Annotated in this window: 16 protein-coding genes; 12 read left to right on the top strand and 4 right to left on the bottom strand. The window is 72.5% G+C overall.

The features are described 5' to 3' along the window. Positions 1 to 34: 34 nt before the first annotated feature. Positions 35 to 1,294, top strand: a complete 1,260-nt coding sequence (locus Actob_RS09615) for an alpha-hydroxy-acid oxidizing protein (RefSeq protein ID WP_284919708.1) — start codon at positions 35 to 37, stop codon at positions 1,292 to 1,294. Positions 1,295 to 1,427: 133 nt separating this feature from the next. Then, the gene (locus Actob_RS09610) at positions 1,428 to 3,506 is read left to right on the top strand and encodes a sigma-70 family RNA polymerase sigma factor (RefSeq protein WP_284919707.1); all 2,079 of its coding nucleotides are present in this window, start codon (positions 1,428 to 1,430) and stop codon (positions 3,504 to 3,506) included. A 4-nt stretch (positions 3,507 to 3,510) separates the two neighbouring features. On the opposite strand, the gene Actob_RS09605 is transcribed toward Actob_RS09610, so the two are convergent. Then, on the bottom strand, positions 3,511 to 3,975 hold the full coding sequence (locus tag Actob_RS09605) for a hypothetical protein (protein WP_284919706.1): 465 nt from the start codon (positions 3,973 to 3,975) through the stop codon (positions 3,511 to 3,513). A 110-nt stretch (positions 3,976 to 4,085) separates the two neighbouring features. Here Actob_RS09605 and Actob_RS09600 point away from each other — a divergent pair, with 110 nt between their 5' ends. From Actob_RS09600 to Actob_RS09590, 3 genes are read left to right on the top strand one after another with little or no spacing between them, the layout of a single operon-like run. Then, positions 4,086 to 4,463, top strand: a complete 378-nt coding sequence (locus tag Actob_RS09600; protein ID WP_284919705.1) for a YccF domain-containing protein — start codon at positions 4,086 to 4,088, stop codon at positions 4,461 to 4,463. Between the two features lie 52 nt (positions 4,464 to 4,515). Continuing rightward, positions 4,516 to 4,785 (top strand): GlsB/YeaQ/YmgE family stress response membrane protein, encoded by a 270-nt coding sequence (locus Actob_RS09595; RefSeq protein WP_284919704.1) that lies wholly within the window; start codon positions 4,516 to 4,518, stop codon positions 4,783 to 4,785. 46 nt (positions 4,786 to 4,831) lie between these two features. Continuing rightward, complete coding sequence (locus Actob_RS09590) at positions 4,832 to 6,058, top strand: NYN domain-containing protein (protein WP_284919703.1); 1,227 nt, start codon at positions 4,832 to 4,834, stop codon at positions 6,056 to 6,058. Positions 6,059 to 6,114: 56 nt separating this feature from the next. On the opposite strand, the gene Actob_RS09585 is transcribed toward Actob_RS09590, so the two are convergent. After that, positions 6,115 to 6,852 carry a helix-turn-helix domain-containing protein gene (locus Actob_RS09585; protein ID WP_284919702.1) on the bottom strand — a complete coding sequence of 246 codons (738 nt, stop codon included), beginning with the start codon at positions 6,850 to 6,852 and terminating at the stop codon, positions 6,115 to 6,117. A gap of 109 nt (positions 6,853 to 6,961) precedes the next feature. On the opposite strand from Actob_RS09585, the gene Actob_RS09580 reads away from it, so the two are divergent. Beyond that, positions 6,962 to 9,136, top strand: coding sequence for a glycoside hydrolase family 3 C-terminal domain-containing protein (locus tag Actob_RS09580; protein ID WP_284919701.1), 2,175 nt, complete (start codon positions 6,962 to 6,964; stop codon positions 9,134 to 9,136). Positions 9,137 to 9,459: 323 nt separating this feature from the next. Beyond that, positions 9,460 to 9,828, top strand: a complete 369-nt coding sequence (locus Actob_RS09575) for a hypothetical protein (protein ID WP_284919700.1) — start codon at positions 9,460 to 9,462, stop codon at positions 9,826 to 9,828. Between the two features lie 63 nt (positions 9,829 to 9,891). Here the strand turns inward: Actob_RS09575 and Actob_RS09570 are convergent, their stop codons facing one another. Then, positions 9,892 to 10,266, bottom strand: a complete 375-nt coding sequence (locus Actob_RS09570; protein WP_284919699.1) for a response regulator transcription factor — start codon at positions 10,264 to 10,266, stop codon at positions 9,892 to 9,894. Between the two features lie 285 nt (positions 10,267 to 10,551). Between Actob_RS09570 and Actob_RS09565 the strand changes: the two genes are divergently transcribed. The 3 genes from Actob_RS09565 to Actob_RS09555 all read left to right on the top strand — a co-directional run bounded on the left by Actob_RS09565 (position 10,552) and on the right by Actob_RS09555 (position 13,246). After that, a complete protein-coding gene (locus Actob_RS09565) occupies positions 10,552 to 10,785 on the top strand; it encodes a hypothetical protein (protein ID WP_284919698.1) in 234 nt (77 codons plus the stop codon). Positions 10,786 to 10,994: 209 nt separating this feature from the next. Next, positions 10,995 to 12,797 carry an anthranilate synthase family protein gene (locus Actob_RS09560; RefSeq protein ID WP_284919697.1) on the top strand — a complete coding sequence of 601 codons (1,803 nt, stop codon included), beginning with the start codon at positions 10,995 to 10,997 and terminating at the stop codon, positions 12,795 to 12,797. Between the two features lie 176 nt (positions 12,798 to 12,973). Continuing rightward, positions 12,974 to 13,246: a hypothetical protein gene (locus Actob_RS09555; RefSeq protein WP_284919696.1), complete on the top strand. Its 273-nt coding sequence runs from the start codon at positions 12,974 to 12,976 to the stop codon at positions 13,244 to 13,246. A gap of 36 nt (positions 13,247 to 13,282) precedes the next feature. Here Actob_RS09555 and Actob_RS09550 read toward each other — a convergent pair whose 3' ends face one another. Continuing rightward, positions 13,283 to 15,916 (bottom strand): MGH1-like glycoside hydrolase domain-containing protein, encoded by a 2,634-nt coding sequence (locus Actob_RS09550; protein WP_284919695.1) that lies wholly within the window; start codon positions 15,914 to 15,916, stop codon positions 13,283 to 13,285. A 112-nt stretch (positions 15,917 to 16,028) separates the two neighbouring features. Between Actob_RS09550 and Actob_RS09545 the strand changes: the two genes are divergently transcribed. Then, positions 16,029 to 17,879: an amylo-alpha-1,6-glucosidase gene (locus tag Actob_RS09545; protein ID WP_284922286.1), complete on the top strand. Its 1,851-nt coding sequence runs from the start codon at positions 16,029 to 16,031 to the stop codon at positions 17,877 to 17,879. A 40-nt stretch (positions 17,880 to 17,919) separates the two neighbouring features. Beyond that, positions 17,920 to 19,410: a GGDEF domain-containing protein gene (locus tag Actob_RS09540; protein ID WP_284919694.1), complete on the top strand. Its 1,491-nt coding sequence runs from the start codon at positions 17,920 to 17,922 to the stop codon at positions 19,408 to 19,410. Positions 19,411 to 19,825 lie beyond the last annotated feature (415 nt).

Genomic DNA, 19,825 nt, shown 5'->3' with positions numbered 1-19,825 from the left:
ACAACTCAGGGAGTCTCGGATGAAGGAGCCTCGGATGCCGGACGCCGGACTGGTTCGCCAGGCCACCATCTACCGGGCCGGCACGCTGGGCCGCCGTCCGGCGGTGCCCACCGACTTCGCCGAGCTGGAGCGCCGGGCGAAACGCGCCAGCAGCGCCGAGGCCTGGGCATACGTGGCCGGTGGCGCGGGCGAGGGACGGACCATGCGGCGCAACCGGGCGGCGTTCGACAGGTGGGCGATAGTGCCCCGGATGGCGGCCGGCGCGGTCGACCGGGACCTGTCCACCGAGGTGCTCGGCACCCGGCTGCCCAGCCCGCTGCTGCTCGCCCCGGTCGGCGCCGGCGCGCTGATGGGCAGGGACTCGGACATCGCCATCGCCACCGGGGCGGCCGCGACCGGGACGCCGTACGTCTTCTCCAACCAGGGCTGCAACCCGATGGAGGACTGCGCGGCGGCGATGGGCGACACGCCGCGCTGGTTCCAGCTCTACTGGAGCAAGGACGAGCGGCTGGTGGACAGCCTGATCGCCCGGGCCGAGGCGATCGGCGCCGGCGCGCTGGTGGTCACCCTGGACACCACGGTGCTGGGCTGGCGGCCACAGGACCTGAACCTGGGCTCGCTGCCGTTCGCCAAGGGCCTCGGCATCGCCCAGTACACCTCCGACCCGGTGTTCCGGGCGATCGCCGGGGAGCGGGCCCGGCAGCCGCGGGAGCGGCCCCGGGTGACGCTCGGCGCGATCCGGGCGCTGCTGGCGATGTCCCGCAACCACCCCGGGTCGTTCTGGGACAACCTGCGGTCGCCGATCCCGCGGGCCAGCGTCGAGACGTTCCTCGACATCTACTCCAACCCCGGCCTGAGCTGGGAGCACCTGGCGACGTTGAAACGGCGGACCAGTCTTCCGGTCGTACTCAAAGGGATCCTGACCGTGGAGGACGCCCGGCGCGCCCTGGCGATCGGGGTGGACGCGCTGGTGGTGTCGAATCACGGCGGGCGGCAGGTGGACAACGCGGTGGCGTCGCTGGACGCGCTGGTGGAGATCCGGTCGGCGCTCGGGCCGGAGCCGACCCTGCTGCTGGACAGCGGCGTCCGCACCGGCGCGGACGTCTTCGTGGCGCTCGCCCTGGGTGCCGACGCGGTGCTGCTGGGCCGCCCGCACCTGTACGGCTTCGCGCTGGCCGGCGCGGACGGCGTGGCCGAGGTGATCCGCAACGTGGTCGCCGAACTCGACCTGACCATGGCGCTGACCGGCGCCCGCGACATCGCCGGCATCACCCGCGAGCTGGTGCGCGGTTAGCCGTGGGTGCGCTCCCACGAATACCGGAATTCCGGACTTGAGACTTTGACGGTGCTCCGCGGGGCGTGCCACGATGCGCGCCTGCCCTCGTGATCAGCGGGGTGCCGACGAGCCGGAGAGGGAGCGCGGGACGGTGACGGAGAGTCGGACAGCGGTCCGCCGGGAGGGCGCCGACCTGGTCCGCGACGCGCAGCGCGGTGACGTCGCCGCCCTGGACCAGCTGGTCACCGGGCACCTGTCGCTGATCTACAACGTCGTCGGGCGCGCCCTGGACGGTCACCCGGACGTCGACGACATCGTCCAGGAGACCATGCTGAAGGCCATCCGGGGTCTCGGCGCCCTGCGGCAGGCCGACCGGTTCCGATCGTGGCTGATCGCGATCGCCTACCGCGAGGTGCAGCTGCACCTGCGGTCCCGCAAGATGACCGTGCTGCGCCAGCACCCGGAGCCGGTGGACGTGGCCGACCCGGTCGGCGACTTCGCCGAGCGGACCACCGCCGAACTGGTGGCCGGCGAGCAGCGCCGGGAGCTGGCCGAGGCCGGGCGTTGGCTCGAGGAGACCGACCGGGAACTGCTGGCGCTCTGGTGGCAGGAGGCGTCCGGGCAGCTCACCCGGGCCGAGCTGGCCGCCACCCTGGGCGTCAAGCCGAAGCACGCGGCGGTCCGGGTGCAGCGGATGAAGGCCCAGGTCGACCTGGCCCGCGGGGTGGTCCGGGCGCTGCGCGCCAAGCCGCTCTGCCCGGACCTGTCGCACCTGATCCGGCCGTGGGACGGCGCCGCCGACTCGGTCTGGCGCAAGCGGCTGGCCCGGCATGTCCGGGACTGCGCGCGCTGCGCTGTCCGGCAGGGCGGGCTGATCCCGCCGGAGCAGCTGTTGCTCGGCATGGCGGCGCTGCCGGTCCCGCTCGGCCTGACCGCCGCGCTGCAGGCGGCGATCCACAGCGGCTCGGCCGCGCCGGCCGTGGTCACCGCCGCGAAGGGCACCGCACTGCTGGCGTTCGCGCAGCACAAGGCGCTGACCGTGGCGGCGGTGACGGCGGTGGCGGTGGGCGGCGGGTTCGCGTACGCGGTCCACCACTCCCCCGCCGGCCCGGAGAGCAGTCTCGCCGTCCCCGCACCGGCCGTCTCGGTCACCACCACGGCCGCGCCCAAGGCCACCACCACCACCACCACGCCATCACCGAAAATCACCTTCCGAGCCGACATCCATGTCGCACCGGGCGGCTCCGACAGTGCCGACGGCACCGCCGAACACCCCTACGCCTCCGTCGCCAAGGCGGTGACCGTGGTGCGGCCGGGCCAGACGATCGCCCTCCGAGGCGGCACCTACCGACCGAAGAGGCCGGTCTCCATCACCACGAGCGGCACCGCCGCGAAACGGATCACGCTGACCGCGTACCCCGGCGAGCACCCCGTCCTGGACATGTCCGGCATCCCCGCCGACCAGTACGCGATCACCCAGCGGGCCGGCCACTGGACCGTACGGGACCTGGAGATCAAGGACGCGCCCAGCTCCGGGTACGTCTGCTCGGCCTGCGTCGGCACGGTCTTCGAGCGCCTCGCCGTGCACGGCAGCGGCAGCGCCGGCCTGATGCTCCGCGACCCCGGGACCAGCGGGAACCAGATCCTGGACAGCGACTTCTACGACAACCGGGGCTCCGGTGTGGCGGTGCAGTTCGGCGACGGCGGCGGCAACCGGCTGCGCGGCAACCGGGCGTTCCGCAACGGCGGCGACGGCGTCAACCTCGGCGACTTCCACAGCCCGGTGAGCGTCCAGTACAACTGGTCGTTCCGCAACGGCGCGAACGGCTTCGCGGTCGGCGGCGGCACCCCGTCACCGGCCGCCGCCCACACGATCCGGCACAACGCGGCCTGGCACAACGACGGCCACGGCTTCGTCGACGAGGGCAACACCGCGGCGCTCACCCTCGGCAACAACACCGCGTACCGCAACACCGGGCTCGGCTTCGCGATCGGCACCGCCCCGGCCACCCTGCGCTCCAACGTCGCGGCCGGCAACACCCAGGGTGAGCAGGGCCTGTCGGCCGCCGCCGAGGCCACCCACAACTCCTGGCAGGAGACCGTGCCCCGGTTCCGGTCGGTCGATCCCGGGGTGGCCGAGGGCTCGCGTACGGCCGGCGGCGCCCTGCCACCGACCAGGTTCCTGGCCACCACCACCGGCACCGGCGCCGCCATGAGCGGCGGCGCCTGATCGGTCAACCGGCTGCCGGGATGCGGTAGTCCGGATGCGGCTCGGTGTCCGGCTCCACGGTGGGCCCACCGGCCGCCGTGGCGCGCAGCAGCACCGACGTACCGTCAAGGCAGTTGATCCGGAGGCCGAGCGGCACCTTGCCGCGCTCGCCGGCCGGGCCCAGATCGGACAGTGCGACGAGTTCCCAGGCGCGGAACGCGCCGGGCCGCGCCGCCTCCAGCAACCAGGCGGCGAACGCCGCGGCCCGCATCGCCCGCCGGCTCGGCGGCGGCAACACCTCCGGCACCGGCAGCGGCGTCTCCGCCGGCCAGATCGCACCCCAGAGGTACGCCTCCGACCCGGTCACGTAGCGGATCCGCAACCCCGCCGGTGACGCGCCGCCGGGCGCGCCATCCGAGCCGAACCGGACCACCTCGGCGATCTCCGGATGGCCACTGGCCACGTGGAGTTCCCGCAGGACGTCAAGCACCTGAGCAAGCTGCACGTCGGTACCCAACCCGGCTTCCGGCCGGTCCCGCCGCCCGGACTGTGCGATCCGGGAACCCCCTAGGGGTGGCCACCGAGGTTCATGCTGAGCCGGTGCGCTTCCTCCTCAATGTCCTGTGGTTCCTCTTCGGCGGCGGGCTGGTGCTGGCGATCGGCTACGGCATCGCGGCTCTGCTCTGTTTCGTCCTGATCGTCACCATCCCGTTCGGCGTCGCGGCGGGCCGGCTGGCGCTCTACTCGCTCTGGCCGTTCGGCCGCACCGTGGTGTCCCGCCCGGGCGCCGGCGTCGGTTCCGGCCTGGCGAACATCCTCTGGGTGATCCTGTTCGGCTGGTGGATCGCGCTGGCGCACCTGACCGCCGGCATCGCGCTGTGCGTGACGATCATCGGCATCCCGTTCGGGATCGCGAACTTCAAGCTGGTCCCGGTGGCGTTCTGGCCGCTCGGGCGGGAGATCGTCGACGCGGCCTGAGCGGCGGCGACCGGGAGAAGGCGACAACCAACGAGCACGGACGGGAGTTGAGATGGAAATCAACGGCATCTTCACCGGCATCGTCTTCGGCCTGATCATCGGCGCGCTGGGGCGCCTGGTCGTGCCCGGCAGGCAGAGCCTGCCGATTTGGGCGACGCTGCTGGTCGGCGTGGTCGCCGGGATCCTCGGCACGTTCCTCGCGGCGCTGTTCGGCGTCGACGAGACTCCCGGCATCGACTGGATCGAGCTGGGCCTGCAGGTCGGCCTGGCCGCCGCCGGGGTGGCCCTGGTCTCCGGCGCCGGCCGCCGCCGGGTCGGATGAATGGTCTTGAAAGACGGCGCGGCGCGGGCACGGTAGGTTCTCCGTCATGGCCCGCGTACGCGCCGCACTCTACCTGGACTTCGACAACGTGTTCAGCGGACTGATCAAGCAGGATCCGGACGTGGCGATCCAGTTCGCCAAGGACCCGGCCTCGTGGTTGGTCCGGCTGACCACGGCGCTGACCGTCGACGGCCCGCGCCGCTGGCTGATCCTGCGCTGCTACATGAACCCGGGCGGCTGGGTGCCCAACCCGGACACCGAGGCCGCCCAGCCCCGGCTCTACTACTCGCAGTTCCGGCCGTTCTTCGTGAACGCCGGCTTCGAGGTGATCGACTGTCCGCGGCTGACCCATACCAAGAACGCCGCCGACATCCGGATGGTGGTCGACGCCGTCGACGCGCTCGCCGACCCGGTGCCCTACGAGGAGTTCGTCATCGGGTCCGGCGACTCGGACATGACGCCGCTGCTGGTCCGGCTGCGCCGGGCCGACCGGCGCACCACCATCGTGTCCCCGTCGGACGCGGCCGAGGCGTTCACCGCCGTCGCCGACCGGCTGATCACCAGCCAGGAGCTGCTGGAGCTGGTGCAGGGCGAGCCGGTGGAGAGCGACGACGAGGCGCCGGTGGCCGCCAGGGACCCGGAGACGCCGGTCTCCTACGAGCAGTTCCGGGACCTGGTGACCTGGCGCTACACCGCGGCGACCGGCCCGCTCAACCTGGCCTCGCTCGCCCACGACCTGCGCCGGCAGCTCGGCCCGAGCGTGGACGAGACGAGCTGGTTCGGCAACGGCGGGTTCGTCCGCGCGCTGGAGAGCCTGAGCCTGCCGAACGCGACGTTCTCCAACCACTTCGTCTGGGACTCGGCCCGGCACGAGCCACCCGAGGCCGGGCTCGGCACCGGTCCCGCGCCGGAGCCGGTCGGCCGCCTGTCCGCCCTGCTCAGCCTGCCCCGGCTGGCCAAGGAGATGTGGCCGCCGGTCTACCAGTCGCTCGCCGAGTACGCGGCCGGGCACCACTTCAACCTGACCGAGGCGACCCGCTGGGCCCGCGACCAGCTGGCCGCGCAGGGCGTCGACGTGAGCCGCAGCGCCATCGCCTTCGTCACCCGGGGCACCGCGTTCGGCGGCGCGCCGCTGTACCGCCAGCCCCCGCCGAACGCCACCGAGATCGCCTCGGCCTTCGCCGACAACGTGCTCAGCCGTGCCGAGGCGGCCGCCATCGCCCTCAGCGACGACGAGATCGCCGAGGTCCGCTCCTGGCTGGGCGCCGCCTGAGGATCACACCGATTTCCGGTACGCCCGGAGCACTCCCCCGGCTGCCCCGCGTCCGGTCACTCCGGGGCGGGGAACAGCGTCCGGGCGGCGGCGGACCAGGCGGCGGTGAGGTCGGTCCGGGCCGGGTCCCGCAGCCACTGGATCTGTAGCCCGTCCATCAGCGCCATGATCTGCCGGGCCAGCGTCTCCGGCTCCGGAGTCAGCTCCTTGGCCAGCTCGGTGAGCTGCGCGAGGGTGCTGTCCTGCCGCGCCTTGAAGTAGTCGTGCGCGGGGTGGTCCGGGGCCAGCGACTCCGCCTCCAGCACGGCGAAGAGCCGGACGATCTCCGGCTGCCCGGCGTTGCGGCGGACCAGGGCGGCGCAGATCTCCGGCAGCGACACCCGCTCGGTCACCTCCGCACGGATCATCCCCGGGCCGGCCTGCTCACGGCTCATCCCCGGGCCGGCCTGCTCGCGGCTCATCCCCGGGCCGGCCTGCTCGCGGCTCATCCCCGGCCCGGCCTGCTCACGGCTCATCCCCGACCCGGCCTGCTCGCCGATCATTCCCAGCTCGGCCTCGAGCGAGCGGTGGTCCTGCTCGTCACGGTGCTCCAGCACGGCGACCAGCAGGTTGTCCTTCGAGCCGACGTGGTGCAGCAGGCCCGGGACGGTCAGGCCGCAGTCGTCGGCGACGTCCTGCATCGACAGGCCCCAGAAACCGCGCTCGGCGATCAGCCGGGTGGTCGCGTCGAGGATCTGCCGGCGGCGCTCGGCGGCCGGGAGCCGGGCCCGGTCACGGCGGCGCGGGGATGCCATGTTCACAGCGTCTTTCCTATCAGTGCCCTCTTGCCGGGCGGCCCGGGGCGTGGCTATGTTGCCAAGTAGTTAATACCTAGTAGGTACTCAGTAGCGTACAGGAGCGACAATGACCGCCGAGCTCTCCACCGCCGACCAGGCGGCGATCACCAGCGGCAGCGACTTCTGGCAGACCACAGCGGTCGAGTCCGCGGGCCTGCCGGCGATCACCGTGACCGACGGCCCGCACGGCGTCCGCATGCAGGCGTCCGGCGGTGACCTGCTGGCCGGCGTCCCGGCCACCTGCTTCCCGCCGGCCGTGGCCGGCGCCGCCACCTGGGATCCGGAGCTGCTGTACCGGATGGGCGAGGCGCTCGGCGACGAGTGCCGGGCGATGGACGTCGCGGTGCTGCTCGGGCCGGGCGTCAACCTCAAGCGCAGCCCGCTCGGCGGCCGCAACTTCGAGTACTTCTCCGAGGACCCGATGCTGACCGGCGTGCTGGCCACCGCGTGGGTGCGCGGACTGCAGAGCCGGGGCGTCGGCGCGTCGCTCAAGCACTTCGCGGTGAACAGCCAGGAGACCGACCGGATGCGGATCAGCGCCGACGTCGACGAGCGCACTCTGCGGGAGATGTACCTGCGGGCCTTCCAGCGGGTGGTGACCCGGGCGCAGCCGTGGACCGTGATGTGCGCCTACAACAAGATCAACGGGGTGTACGCCAGCGAGCACCACTGGCTGCTCACCGAGGTGCTCCGGGGCGAGTGGGGATTCGAGGGCCTGGTCGTCTCCGACTGGGGCGCGGTGGCCGACCGGGTGGCGGCGGTCCGGGCCGGCCTGGACCTGACCATGCCCGGCCCGGACGCGGCCGGCGACCGGGCTCTGGTGGACGCGGTTGAGGCGGGCGTGCTCGACGCCGCGATGCTGGCGACGGCTGCTCGTCGCGTACGGGAAATGATCGGGAAAGCGGGGCAGCGCGAACCCGGCGGCTACGACGCGGACGCGCACCACGAGCTGGCCCGGGAGATCGCCGGACGGGCGATAGTGCTGTTGAAGAACGACGGCGGGTTGCTTCCGCTGCGCGGGGAGGGGCAGAGCATCGCGGTGCTCGGCGAGTTCGCCCGGACGCCGCGGTACCAGGGCGGTGGCAGCTCGCAGATCACCCCGACCCGGCTCGACGACGCGCTCAGCCGGATCCAGGCCGCCACCTCGGCCGCCGTCACGTTCGCGGCCGGCTACGACGACCCGGACGCGGCGGCCGAGGTGGCCCGGGCCGCCGACGTGGCGCTGGTCTTCGTCGGCACCGCGCACGAGACCGAGGGCGCCGACCGGGAGTCGCTGGACCTGCCCGCCGAGCACCTGACCCTGATCGAGCGGGTGTCAGCGGCGAACCCGCGCACCGTCGTGGTGCTCAGCAACGGCGCGGTGCTGCTGACCAGCCCGTGGCAGGACCGGGTGCCGGCCATCGTGGAGGGCTGGCTGCTCGGGCAGGCCGGCGGCAGCGCGCTCGCCGACGTGCTGTTCGGCCAGGTGAACCCGAGCGGGCGGCTGGCCGAGACGATCCCGGTCCGGCTCGCCGACCACCCGTCCTACCTGGACTTCCCGGGTGAGCACGGGCACGTCCGGTACGGCGAGGGCCTGCACGTCGGCTACCGCGGCTTCGACGCGCGGGACACCCCGGTCGCGTACCCGTTCGGCTTCGGGCTGTCCTACACCACGTTCTCCTACGGCACGCCGGGCGGCTCCGGCCTGGAGATCCGGGTACCGGTGACCAACACCGGCGACCGGGACGGGCGCGAGGTGGTGCAGGTCTACGCGAGCCTGCCCGGTTCGCGGGTCCGCCGGGCGCCGCGCGAGCTGAGGGCGTTCGCGAACGTGGCGATCCCGGCCGGCGAGACCGTCGAGGTCATCCTGCGGATCGAGCGGGACGACCTGGCCTACTGGGACACCCGGCTGAACCGGTGGCTGGTCGAGGACGGCGCCTACGTGTTCGAGATCGGCGCCTCCTCCCGGGACATCCGGGCCACCGTCACCCGGCAGGTCGCCGGGGACGACGCCCGGGTGCCGCTGACCGAGGACTCCAGCATCGGCGAGTGGTTCGCCGATCCGCGCGGCGCGCAGGTGCTCGGGGAGGCGTTCGCGGCGGCGATGGCGTCGGCAGGTGACTCGACGATGGCGGCGATGGCGGCCGACCCCGGCATGATGCTGATGCTGGCGAGCATCCCGATCAAGCGGATGGCGGCCTTCCCGGGCAGCCCGGTCACCGCCGGCACCCTGGAGAAGCTGATCCAGGCCGCCAACGAGTAGCCCGCCGCACTCCGGGCTGGTCCTGGTGGTGGTCTCCCACGCCCGGACACCACCACCACGACCAGCCCCTCACCCCCGGCTGGTCCCCACGGTGGCCTCCCACACCCCGACACCACCACCACAACCAGCCCCTCACCCCAGCTGGTCCCTACGGTGGCCTCCCGCACCCGGACACCACCCGGGCGGCCGCCGTCGAGGCCACCCTCACCGAGCTGGGCGACCCGGACCGGCTGGCCGATCGGTATGCCGGCCGTCCCGCCTTCCTGATCGGCCCGGACCTGTTCCCGCTCTGGCGGCGGCTGCTCAAGACGCTGCTCTGGACCGTGCTGCCGATCGTCGTCGCGGTCGGGATCGTGGACGCCGTGATTCAGCTGGTCAGCGGGCTGGTGTGGGCGGCGCTGCTGGGCACCTGGACCCGGGCGGCAGCGGTGGTGAACGCGGTGCTGATCACGGCGTACACCGTGCCGCTGGTCTGGCTGCTGGCCGGCGACCACTTCGTCAACCCCGAGTTCCACGGCTTCCTCGACGCGGCGGGTGGCGACCTGCGCGGCTGGCTGAGCACCACGCTCATCGCGGTGCTGGTGCTCGGCGGGCTGTGGGACATCGTCGACACGGCACGCCGGGCCGAGCAGGCCCGCCGCGGGATACCGGCGGCGGTGCCGGGCAGCGGCGGCGGTTACGACTTCGGCTGACGACCCGCACCGGTTGTCGACCGGCGGGTCACCTCGTCGCGGACGTGCGGGCCGGCCCGGCCCTCACGTCCGCGCGCGAGTGAGCAGTGCCTGGATCCGGGACACCAGCTCCCGCGGGCTGAACGGCTTGGTCACGTAGTCGTCCGCGCCGGCGCTGAAGCCGCCCTCGACGTCCTGCTCCTGCACCCGGGCGGTGAGCATGATGATCAGCATGCCGGCGGTGGCCGGGTCGGCGCGCAGCATCCGGCACACGTCGATCCCGGACAGCAGCGGCATCGAAACGTCCAGCACGGCGAGAGTGGGGTGGTGGATCCGGGCCTGCTCCACGGCGGCCTGACCGTCGCCGACCGTGATCACCTCGAGTCCGGCCTGCTCCAGCTTGAAGGCCACCAGGTCACGGATGTCGGCATCGTCGTCGGCCACCAGGACCGTGGTCACGGCAGCTCCCCTCGATCGGCGTCACTACTTTCCGACAATATCCGGTTATCTCCGGGCGGGCGGGCGGTCCGCGATTCCCGGCCGCCCGAGCCACGACGCACCGCACCGGACTGCCGGAAATCCGACCCATCCGCGGCCCGCCGAGCACCGAACCCCGGGTATGACACCTACCGCCGCACGGCTCGCTCCCGAGCTGCAACCCGGCTGCGCCCGGCCCGCATCCCGGTGGCGGTGTGCTGATGGGCAAGCAACCGCAGGGCTACCGACCGGACCGAGGAGGACCCGATGAGCGCAGTGATCGACGACGTCCGTACCGAGGCGCTGTTCGTCTCGGACCTGCAGCGTTCCGAGGAGCCGACCGCGGAGCTGATCCGCGAGGCGATCACCGCCACCGTCGACCGGCTGGGCGCGCACGGGTGCGCCGCGCTGGTGGCGCAGGAGTTCGGCGAGCACCCGGACTGCGCCCTCGGGCGGATGCGGTGGGCGCGGATGGCCGTCCGGCACGCATTCGCCGCCTGAGGCGGTGTCCCTCCATGCGGGACGGGTGGCGCGCGACGTGCGGACGCCGTTACGCTCCGGGGCATGAACGCGCGATCGAGCATGTGGTGGCCCGCCTGACCGGCGGCCACATCCCCCGCGCGTAACCCACCCGCGGCCGCCTCCCCGAGGCGGCCGTTTCGCATGGTCCGGCTTCGGTGCGGCGCCCGCCCGGCCCGGAACGAGGAACCATGCCCTTCGCTTACCTGCACCGCGACGGCGCCGAGCACGTCGAGGTGCTCACCGGCGACGTGATCACCGTCGAGACACTCGCCGGCATCCCGCTGGAGCCCGGGCGGCAGGTGCTCGCCGCGGTGCCCTACCGGCAGATCGCCGAACGCGGCTTCGCCTGCGTGGACGACGGGACGCCGCTGGAGTGCCTGCTGGTCGACTCGCGGGAGACCCGGCCGCTGAGCGACTTCCCGGCCGGCGAGCTGAGCGTCACCGGCGGGCGCTTCGACCTGAGCGACGACGAGTACGGCCGGATCGTCGAGGACGTGCTGCGCGACGAGATCGGGCACGGCGAGGGCGCGAACTTCGTGATCCACCGGGTGTTCGAGGCGTCCGTCGACGGCGATCCGGTCGAGGCGGCGCGGGCCGCGTTCGGCCGGCTCCTCGCTCAGGAGCAGGGCACCTACTGGACGTTCCTGGTGCACACCGGCACCCGCACGCTGGTCGGGGCCACGCCGGAGCGGCACGTCAGCGTCAACGACGGCATCGTGATGATGAACCCGATCAGCGGCACGTTCCGGCACGGGTCCGGGTCGCTGCTCGACTTCTTGCGCGACCCCAAGGAGGTCGAGGAGCTCTACATGGTCCTCGACGAGGAACTGAAGATGATGGCCACCGTGGCCGAGCACGGCGGGCAGGTGGCCGGGCCGTACCTGAAGCAGATGGCGCATCTGACCCACACCGAGTACCTGCTGGCCGGGAAGGGTTCGCTGGACGTCCGGGAGGTGCTGCGGGAGACCATGTTCGCGCCGACCGTGACCGGCAGCCCGATCGAGAACGCCTGCCGGGTGATCGCCCGCCACGAGCGGCGCGGGCGCGGCTACTACGCCGGGGTGCTGGCGCTGCTCTCGGTCGACGACGCCGGGCGACAGAGCCTGGACGCGCCGATCATGATCCGGACCGCGGAGATCACTCCCGAGGGCACCCTGCGGGTGCCGGTCGGTGCCACGCTGGTGCGGCATTCCACGGCGGCCGGCGAGGTGGCCGAGACCCACACGAAGGCCGCGGGCGTGCTGGCCGCGCTCGGTGCCGCCGCCCTTCCGGTACGCGACTCGTCCGCCCCGGTGCCCGGCGAGCGGGAGTTGCGGGCGCTCGCCGAGCGCAACGCCGGCCTGGCCCGGTTCTGGCTGGACTCCCGGGCGCCCGGCGAGCTCGTGACGCCGGCCCTCGCCGGGCGGTCCGCGGTGATCGTGGACGGCGAGGACACGTTCACCGCGATGCTGGCCCACCAGCTGAAGGCGCTCGGGCTGGCGGTCTCGGTGGTGCCCTGGTCGGCACCGGTGCCGGCGGCGGACCTGCTGGTGGTCGGGCCGGGACCGGGGGACCCGGAGGACGCCGGCGATCCGAAGATGGCGGCGATGCGCGGGATCGTCCGGGCGCGGCTGGCGAGCGGGCTGCCACTGTTCGCCGTCTGCCTGGGCCAGGAGCTGCTCGCGTGCGAGCTGGGGCTGTCGCTGATCCGGCGGGACTCGCCGTACCAGGGGCTGGCCCGGGACGTGGACCTGTTCGGCGCGGTCCGGCGGGTCGGGTTCTACTCCAGCTTCGCCGCGGTCGCCGCCGGCCCGGCAATCGACTCGGTGCACGGGCCGGTGCGGATCGCCCGGGACCCGGCCGACGGGGCGGTGCACGCGCTGCGCGGGCCGGCCTTCGCCGGGGTGCAGTTCCACCCGGAATCCGTGCTCAGCCGGGACGGGATCGACGTGCTCCGGCAACTTCTGCCGCCGTTGTTCGCCGAGGTGGTTAGCCCGCTCACGAACGGGTAGCGATAGATGTCGTCGGTGGTCCAAGGCGATCGAGAGCCTCTCCTTGGACCACCGACCCGCGTCCGGCGCCACTTTCCCTCTTCCTGGGGAAACCCGGCGGCCGGACGGGTCCGCGGGGTTTACTGGAGGTTGGTCGACGGGTATCCGCACGGCGTCGTTGACCTCCGGAGGACATCTTGGCCGAGCCGCACATCACCCTCGACCCGCAATCGCTCAACCCGGTGGAGGAGAAACTGCGCGGTCCCCTTGAGGACCAGCTCAGTTCGGCACTCCAGGCCGCGACGGTCCGGATCCGCCAGCGGTACGCCGGGGAGAGCGTCGACCAGGTCACCAGCATGCTGCTGGACCAGGCGAAGGCCGCCCTGCACCCGGACATCGCCGCCGGCTTCCACCCCGACCACGAGCAGTTGCGCCACGTGGCCGAGGCGATCGTCAGCCATTCCCACTGATCCCGATCGGGGCGCCCGGCCGGGGCGCCCCGCCGGTCAGCGGCGCTTGTCGTGCAGGGTGAGGATCAGGTCGACGACCAGGGCGCTCCAGCCCGTCTGGTGCCAGGCGCCCAGGCCGGCCCCGTTGTCCCCGTGGAAGTACTCCGGGAAGACGATCAGGTCCTTCCAGTCCGGGTGGGTGTGGAACAGGTCGGTCGCGCCGTAGATCGGCCGGCGTCCGGACTCGTCCGGGACGAACAGCGCGATCAGCCGCCGGGCCAGGTCGTCGGCGACCTCGGACAGCGACGTCTTGGTGTGCGCGCCGGTCGGGTACTCCACCCGCAGGTCCTCGCCGTAGAACTCGGCGAACTCCCGTAGCGCCTCGACCAGCAGGTAGTTGACCGGCATCCAGACCGGGCCGCGCCAGTTGGAGTTGCCGCCGAACAGGCCGCTGGTGCTCTCGGCCGGCTCGTAGCCGACGGTGAAGTCCGAGCCGCCCAGCGAGACGGTGAACGGTTTCTCCAGGTGCGCGCGGGAGAGCGTGCGCAGGCCGTACGGGGAAAGGAACTCCTCGGGGTCCAGCAACCGCGCCAGAATCCGCAACAGCTGGTCCTGGCCGACCATGCTCAGCAACCGCTGGCGGCGCCGATCGGCGCCGCCGAGGCGCCGGGCGCTGATCACGTCGCCGTAGTCGGTCTGCTTGTGCAGCATCCAGCGGACCCGGGCGCTCACCTCGGGCAGCCGGCTCAGCGTGTCCGAGGTGAGCCGGGTGGTGGCGGCCAGCGGCAGCAGGCCGACGATCGAGCGGGCCTTGAGCGGCACCTTGTGCCCGTCCGGCAGGCGCAGCACGTCGTAGAAGAAGCTGTCCTCCTCGTCCCACAGCCCCTGCCGGTACGCCGCCTCCGCGATGTACGTGAAGTGCTCGAAGAACTTGGTCGCCATGTCCTCGTAGGACCTGTCGTGCAGGGCCAGGATGATCGAGATGTCGAGCAGGTTGAGCGCGTACATCGCCATCCAGCCCGTGCCGTCGGACTGTTCGAGGACGCCGGCGACCGGCAGCGCCGCCGAGCGGTCGAACGGGCCGACGTTGTCCAGTCCGAGGAACCCGCCCTCGAAGACGTTGTTGCCGCCGACGTCCTTGCGGTTGACCCACCAGGTGAAGTTGAGCAGCAGCTTGTGCATCACCTTGGCGAGGAAGTCGTAGTCGCGGGAGCCGTCGATCTGGAAGACGCGCAGCGCGGCCCAGGCGTGCACCGGCGGGTTCACGTCGGCGAACGACCACTCGTACGCCGGGATCTGCCCGTTCGGGTGCATGTACCACTCGCGCAGCAGCAGGAGCAGCTGGGACTTGGCGAAGCCCGGATCGACCCGGCTGATGCTGACACAGTGGAATGCCAGGTCCCAGGCGGCGTACCAGGGGTACTCCCACGGGTCCGGCATGCTGATCACGTCGAAGCTGTTCATGTGCCACCAGCCGTTGTTGCGCCCGTAGCGCCGGCCCGGTGGCGGCGGCGCGTTGCCCGGGTCGCCGACCAGCCACTGCTTCACGTCGAAGTGGTAGAACTGCTTGCCCCACATCAGCCCGGCGATGCCCTGCCGGGCCACCGCGGTCTCCTCTTCGGAGGCGGCCGCCGGGATGATCTCCGCGAAGAACGCGTCGGCCTCGGCGAGCCGGTCGCGCATCACCGTCTCCCAGCCGGCGCCCAGGTCGAGCTCGCCGGCCGGGTCGTCGGTCTGGGTGAGGCGCAGTCGCAGCGTCCGGGTCTCCCCCGGCTCCAGGGTCAGCTCGTAGTGCAGCGCGCCCTTGGTGCCGACCCCGCTCGGGTTGACCGTCGGCATGTCGCAGATCAGGAAGTCGTTGATCCCGTCCTTCGGGTACGGGCTGCGCCCGGGCAGCCCCCACAGCCGCTGCGCGTTCGTCTCGTTGTCGCAGACCAGCGCGGGCGGGGCGCCCTCGGCGGCCAGGGTGACGTGCCCGATCGACCGGTGCCGCCCGGCGATCCGGCCCGGGGTGCCGGTCAGCGACGGCGTCGGCCGGTTCGGCAGGCCCCACGCCCAGGTGTTGCGGAACCAGAGGGTGGGCAGCACGTGCAGGGTGGCCCGGTCGGGACCGCGGTTGGACACGGTGATCGCCACGCACATGTCGTGCGGGCCGGCCTTGGCGTAGTCGACGGTCACCGCCCAGAACCGGTCGTGGTCGAAGACGCCGGTGTCGACGAGTTCGTACTCGCTCTCGGTGCGGGACCGCTGGCCGTTGACCCGGACCAGCTGGTCGTACGGAAACTCGGCTTGTGGATAGTGATAGCGCCAGCGCATCCACGAGTGGGTGGGCGTGGAGTCCTGGTACCACCAGTAGTCCTTGGCGTCCTCGCCGTGGTTGCCGCCGTCGCCGCCGAGGCCGAACATCCGCTCCTTGAGGATCGGGTCCTTGCCGTTCCAGAGCGCGAGCGCGAAGCAGAAGGTCTGCCGGTCGTCGCAGACGCCGGCCATGCCGTCCTCGTTCCACCGGTACGCCCGGGACCGCGCGTGGTCGTGCGGGAAGTAGTCCCACGCCGTCCCGTGCTCGCTGTAGTCCTCCCGGACCGTGCCCCACGCCCTTTCGGAGAGGTAGGGACCCCAGGCGCGCCACGGCTGCTCGCCGGAGTCGGCCTGGGCCAGCCGATCCCGCTCCGACACGTCCGTTCTCACCATCCCCACCATTACGACCCGGAGTCGATCACACTGAGACTGTCACGGTCTGGTGTCAAGTGTGTCGGCTCCGTCGATTCTGCCCATAGGTCGGAGGTTCCCTCCCGTGTCCACCGTGTGCCCGATCAGGTTCGGACCGCAGTTGTGTACCGATACGGACGCCGGGTCGACCCGAGAGTGGCTGGTACCCGACGGTGTCGGGGGCTATGCCATGGGCACCGTCACAGGGTTGCGAACACGTCGTTACCACGGGCTGCTGGTAGTGGCGGGTACCACACCGGCGTCCCGGATGCTGGGCCTCGCGTCGCTGGACGCGGTGCTGACCCTGCCGTCCGGCGCCCGGGTGCGGCTCGGCTGCCACGAGTGGGCGAGCGGCGTCATCGCGCCGAGCGGGCATTCCTATCTGTCCGGATTCCTCCTGATAGACGGGATACCCCGGTGGCGGTGGCGGATCGGCGACATCGTCGTCGAGCGGGAGCTGGCGATGACCACCGGGCGCCCGGCGGTCGCGGTGGTCCATCGGCTGATCGCCGGCGGGCCGGTCCGGATCGCCGTCGAGGCGCTCTGCGCCTGGCGGGACGCCCACGGCCGGCAGGGCCCCGCGCTCACCGTCACGCCGACCGCCGACGGCTGCGTCGTCGAGGACGCCTACCGGGTCGCCGGACCGGGTTTCGCCGCGGCCGGCGAGTGGTTCCGCGATGTCCGTTACCGCGCGGAGGCGGCGCGCGGCCTTCAAGATCAAGAGAATTTATGGTACGCCGGGAGCTTCCACGCCACGCTGGACCGCCCCGGGGCGATCGCCGAGATCAGCGCCTGGGCGGACGACCTCGAGCAGCCGCCACCGCCGGCCGCCACCGTGGTGGACGCGGCCCGGGAGCGCAACCGGGCGGTGGTGGCGGGTGCCGCACCGGACGACGCCGCGCTCGTCCTCGCCGCCGACGCGTTCGTGGTCCGGACCCGCACCGGCCCCGACGTGGTGGCCGGCTACCCGTGGTTCGGCGCCTGGTCCCGGGACACGATGATCAGCTACGAGGGCCTATTCCTAGCCACCGGACGCTTCGACACCGGGCGCGAGCTGCTCCGGTCCTACGCCGCGACGCTGTCCGAGGGGATGCTGGCGAACACCGCTGACACCGGCGGCGTGGCGTACAACACCGCCGACGGCACCCTCTGGTTCCTGCACGCCGTCGACCGGCACGTGACGGTCACCGGCGACACCGACCTGGCCGCCGAGCTGCGGCCGGCGCTGACCGGCGTGATCGAGCACCACCTGGCCGGCACCCGCTACGGCATCCGCGCCGACCCGGCCGACGGGCTGCTCGTGCAGGGGGCCGCCGGTGAGGCCCTGACCTGGATGGACGCCCGCGTCGACGGGGTGCCGATCACCCCGCGGGCGGGCAAGGCCGTCGACATCAACGCCCTGTGGGTCAACGGGCTGGCCACGCTCGGCGACACCTTCGCGACGGTGCACGCCACCGCGCGGGACAGTTTCGCCAGGTCCTTCCGTACCCTGTCCGGGCAGTTGCAGGACGTGCTCGGCGATCACACCATGCGGCCCAACCAGCTGCTCGCCTGGTCGCTGCCGCACGCGCCGCTGCGCCCGGATCCGGCGGTGCTGGCCCGGATCGGGGCGGCGCTGCTCACCCCGATGGGGTTGCGCAGTCAGGCGCCCGGGACGCCCGGCTATCACGGGCGGCACCGGGGCGGGCCGGCGGAGCGGGACACGGCGTACCACACCGGAACCGTCTGGCCCTGGCTGATCGGCCCGTACCTGACGGCCTGGCACCGGCTCGGCGCTCCCCCGGGCGGTCTCGCCGACGTGCTCACCGACGCCGGCCTGCACCTGTCCGAGTACGGGCTCGGGTCGATCTCGGAGACCGCCGACGGGGACGCACCGCACGCCGCGACCGGCTGCCCGTTCCAGGCCTGGTCGGTCGCCGAGAACCTGCGGGTCCGAAAACTCTGATCAGGCCCGATCGCAACCAACACGGTCGATGATGGGTCGAATGGAACGCACCCGGCAGCGCGGCGTCGCGTGGCGGCTCTGGCTCGCCGTCGTCGCGGTCTGCGCGCTGCTCCGGTGCCTCGGCCAGTTGCTCGGCGGGCCGTTCCTGGGCTACGAGATCCCCTACCTGTTCGTCACCTGCGCCACCCCGCTGATGATCCTGGCCGGGATCCGCCTGCACCGCCCGGCCCGCCCCGGCGGCTGGCTCATCCTCGCCCTGGGCCAGGCCACCTACACCGCCGCCGACGTGGTCTACGACTTCGACGTGTGGAGCACCGGGGCGATGGCCGAGCCGACCCCGGGCGACCTGCTCTACCTGAGCAGCTATCTGCTGACCGGCGCAGCGGTGCTCACCTTCATCCGGCGGCGCACCCCCGGCTGGGACTTCGCCACCGCCGTCGACGCGATCGTCGTGGCGCTCAGTTCCGGCCTGCTGACCTGGGAGTTCCTGGTCGAGCCGGTGGCGCAGGACTCGGCTCTGCCACTCGCGGCGAAACTGACCGAGGCGGCGTACCCGGTCCTCGACCTGATGCTGCTGTTCCTGGCGGTCGGGCTGGTGCTCGGCTCGGGCACCCGCAGCGTCGCGCTCCACCTGCTCTTCGGCTACCTCGGCACGATGTTCGCGGCGGACACCCTGTACGCCGCGATCGGCCTGCTCGGCGGCGCGAACACCACCGAGCCGTTCACCAGCGGCCTGTGGGTCGTCTCGCTCGGCATGATCGCCGCCTGCGCGCTGCATCCGGCGATGCGCGACTTCGACGCGCGCAGCCCGGTGGCCGCGCCGGACGCCACCCGGGCCCGGCTCACCCTGCTCACCGCGGCCGTACTGATGGTGCCCGGCCTGCAGCTGGGCGAGCACCTGGCCGGCGAGAACCCGAACGTGCCGCTCACCAGCAGCGCCTGCGCGGTGATGTTCCTGCTGGTGATGGCTCGGATGGCGGGTTTGGTGGCGGCGCAGCGGCGGGCCGCCGACACGGACGCGCTGACCGGGGCGCGCAACCGGCGCTTCTTCGAGGACGCGCTCGCCACCGAGTGCCGGCGGGCCGCCCGCGCCGGTCACGGCCTCGGCCTGCTCATGATCGACATCGACCACTTCAAGAAGATCAACGATACGTACGGCCATCCGGCCGGCGACCTTGTCCTGCGGGAGCTGGCCCGTCGCCTGGACGCCGGCAAACGCTCCGGCACGGTGGTGGCCCGTTACGGCGGCGAGGAGTTCGCCGCGCTGGTCCCCCACGTCACCGGGACCGACCTGCCCACCCTGGCCGAGCGAACCCGCCGCACCATCGCCGACCTGCCCTTCGAGGCCACCGACCACGACCTGCTCACCGTCACCGCCTCGATCGGCGCGGCCGCCGTCCACGGCCCCGCGGCCAACCCGGCCGAGTTGCTGCGCGCCGCCGACCAGGCCCTCTACGCCGCCAAGGCCGCCGGCCGCAACCGTTCGGTGGTCGCCCCCACCGTCACCACCCCAGCCGACGCCCACACCTGACCGCCGGTCCCGTTACCCTCAGCCGCCCCCCATGGCGCTCGTCCCCCAGCCCCGCCCACCCGGCTGGCACTGACGGTCCCCTCACCGCCGCCGACACCACCCCCAGCACCAGCCCGAACAGGCGGCTGGCACTGACGGTCCCCTCAGAGCCGCCGACACCACCACCAGCACCAGCCCCCACACCCGGCTGGCACTCACAGTCCCCTCAGAGCCGCCGACACCACCACCAGCACCAGCCCCCACACCCGGCTGGCACTCACAGTCCCCTCAGAGCCGCCGACACCACCACCAGCACCAGCCCCCACACCCGGCTGGCACTCACAGTCCCCTCAGAGCCGCCGACACCACCACCAGCACCAGCCCCCACACCCGGCTGGCACTCACAGTCCCCTCAGAGCCGCCGACACCACCACCA

Source organism: Actinoplanes oblitus (assembly GCF_030252345.1).
Classification (GTDB): domain Bacteria; phylum Actinomycetota; class Actinomycetes; order Mycobacteriales; family Micromonosporaceae; genus Actinoplanes; species Actinoplanes oblitus.
Note: the sequence above shows the minus strand (reverse complement) of the source record. Positions and strands in the feature narration are given on the sequence as shown.

Bases quoted from the DNA above. Each gene is read 5' to 3' on its own strand.
- Actob_RS09615 (WP_284919708.1), top strand. From the start codon at position 35: ATGCCGGACGCCGGACTGGTTCGCCAGGCCACCATCTACCGGGCCGGC.
- Actob_RS09595 (WP_284919704.1), top strand. From the start codon at position 4,516: ATGGAAATCAACGGCATCTTCACCGGCATCGTCTTCGGCCTGATCATC.
- Actob_RS09590 (WP_284919703.1), top strand. From the start codon at position 4,832: ATGGCCCGCGTACGCGCCGCACTCTACCTGGACTTCGACAACGTGTTC.
- Actob_RS09585 (WP_284919702.1), bottom strand. From the start codon at position 6,852: ATGGCATCCCCGCGCCGCCGTGACCGGGCCCGGCTCCCGGCCGCCGAG.
- Actob_RS09580 (WP_284919701.1), top strand. From the start codon at position 6,962: ATGACCGCCGAGCTCTCCACCGCCGACCAGGCGGCGATCACCAGCGGC.
- Actob_RS09565 (WP_284919698.1), top strand. From the start codon at position 10,552: ATGAGCGCAGTGATCGACGACGTCCGTACCGAGGCGCTGTTCGTCTCG.
- Actob_RS09560 (WP_284919697.1), top strand. From the start codon at position 10,995: ATGCCCTTCGCTTACCTGCACCGCGACGGCGCCGAGCACGTCGAGGTG.
- Actob_RS09550 (WP_284919695.1), bottom strand. From the start codon at position 15,916: ATGGTGAGAACGGACGTGTCGGAGCGGGATCGGCTGGCCCAGGCCGAC.
- Actob_RS09540 (WP_284919694.1), top strand. From the start codon at position 17,920: ATGGAACGCACCCGGCAGCGCGGCGTCGCGTGGCGGCTCTGGCTCGCC.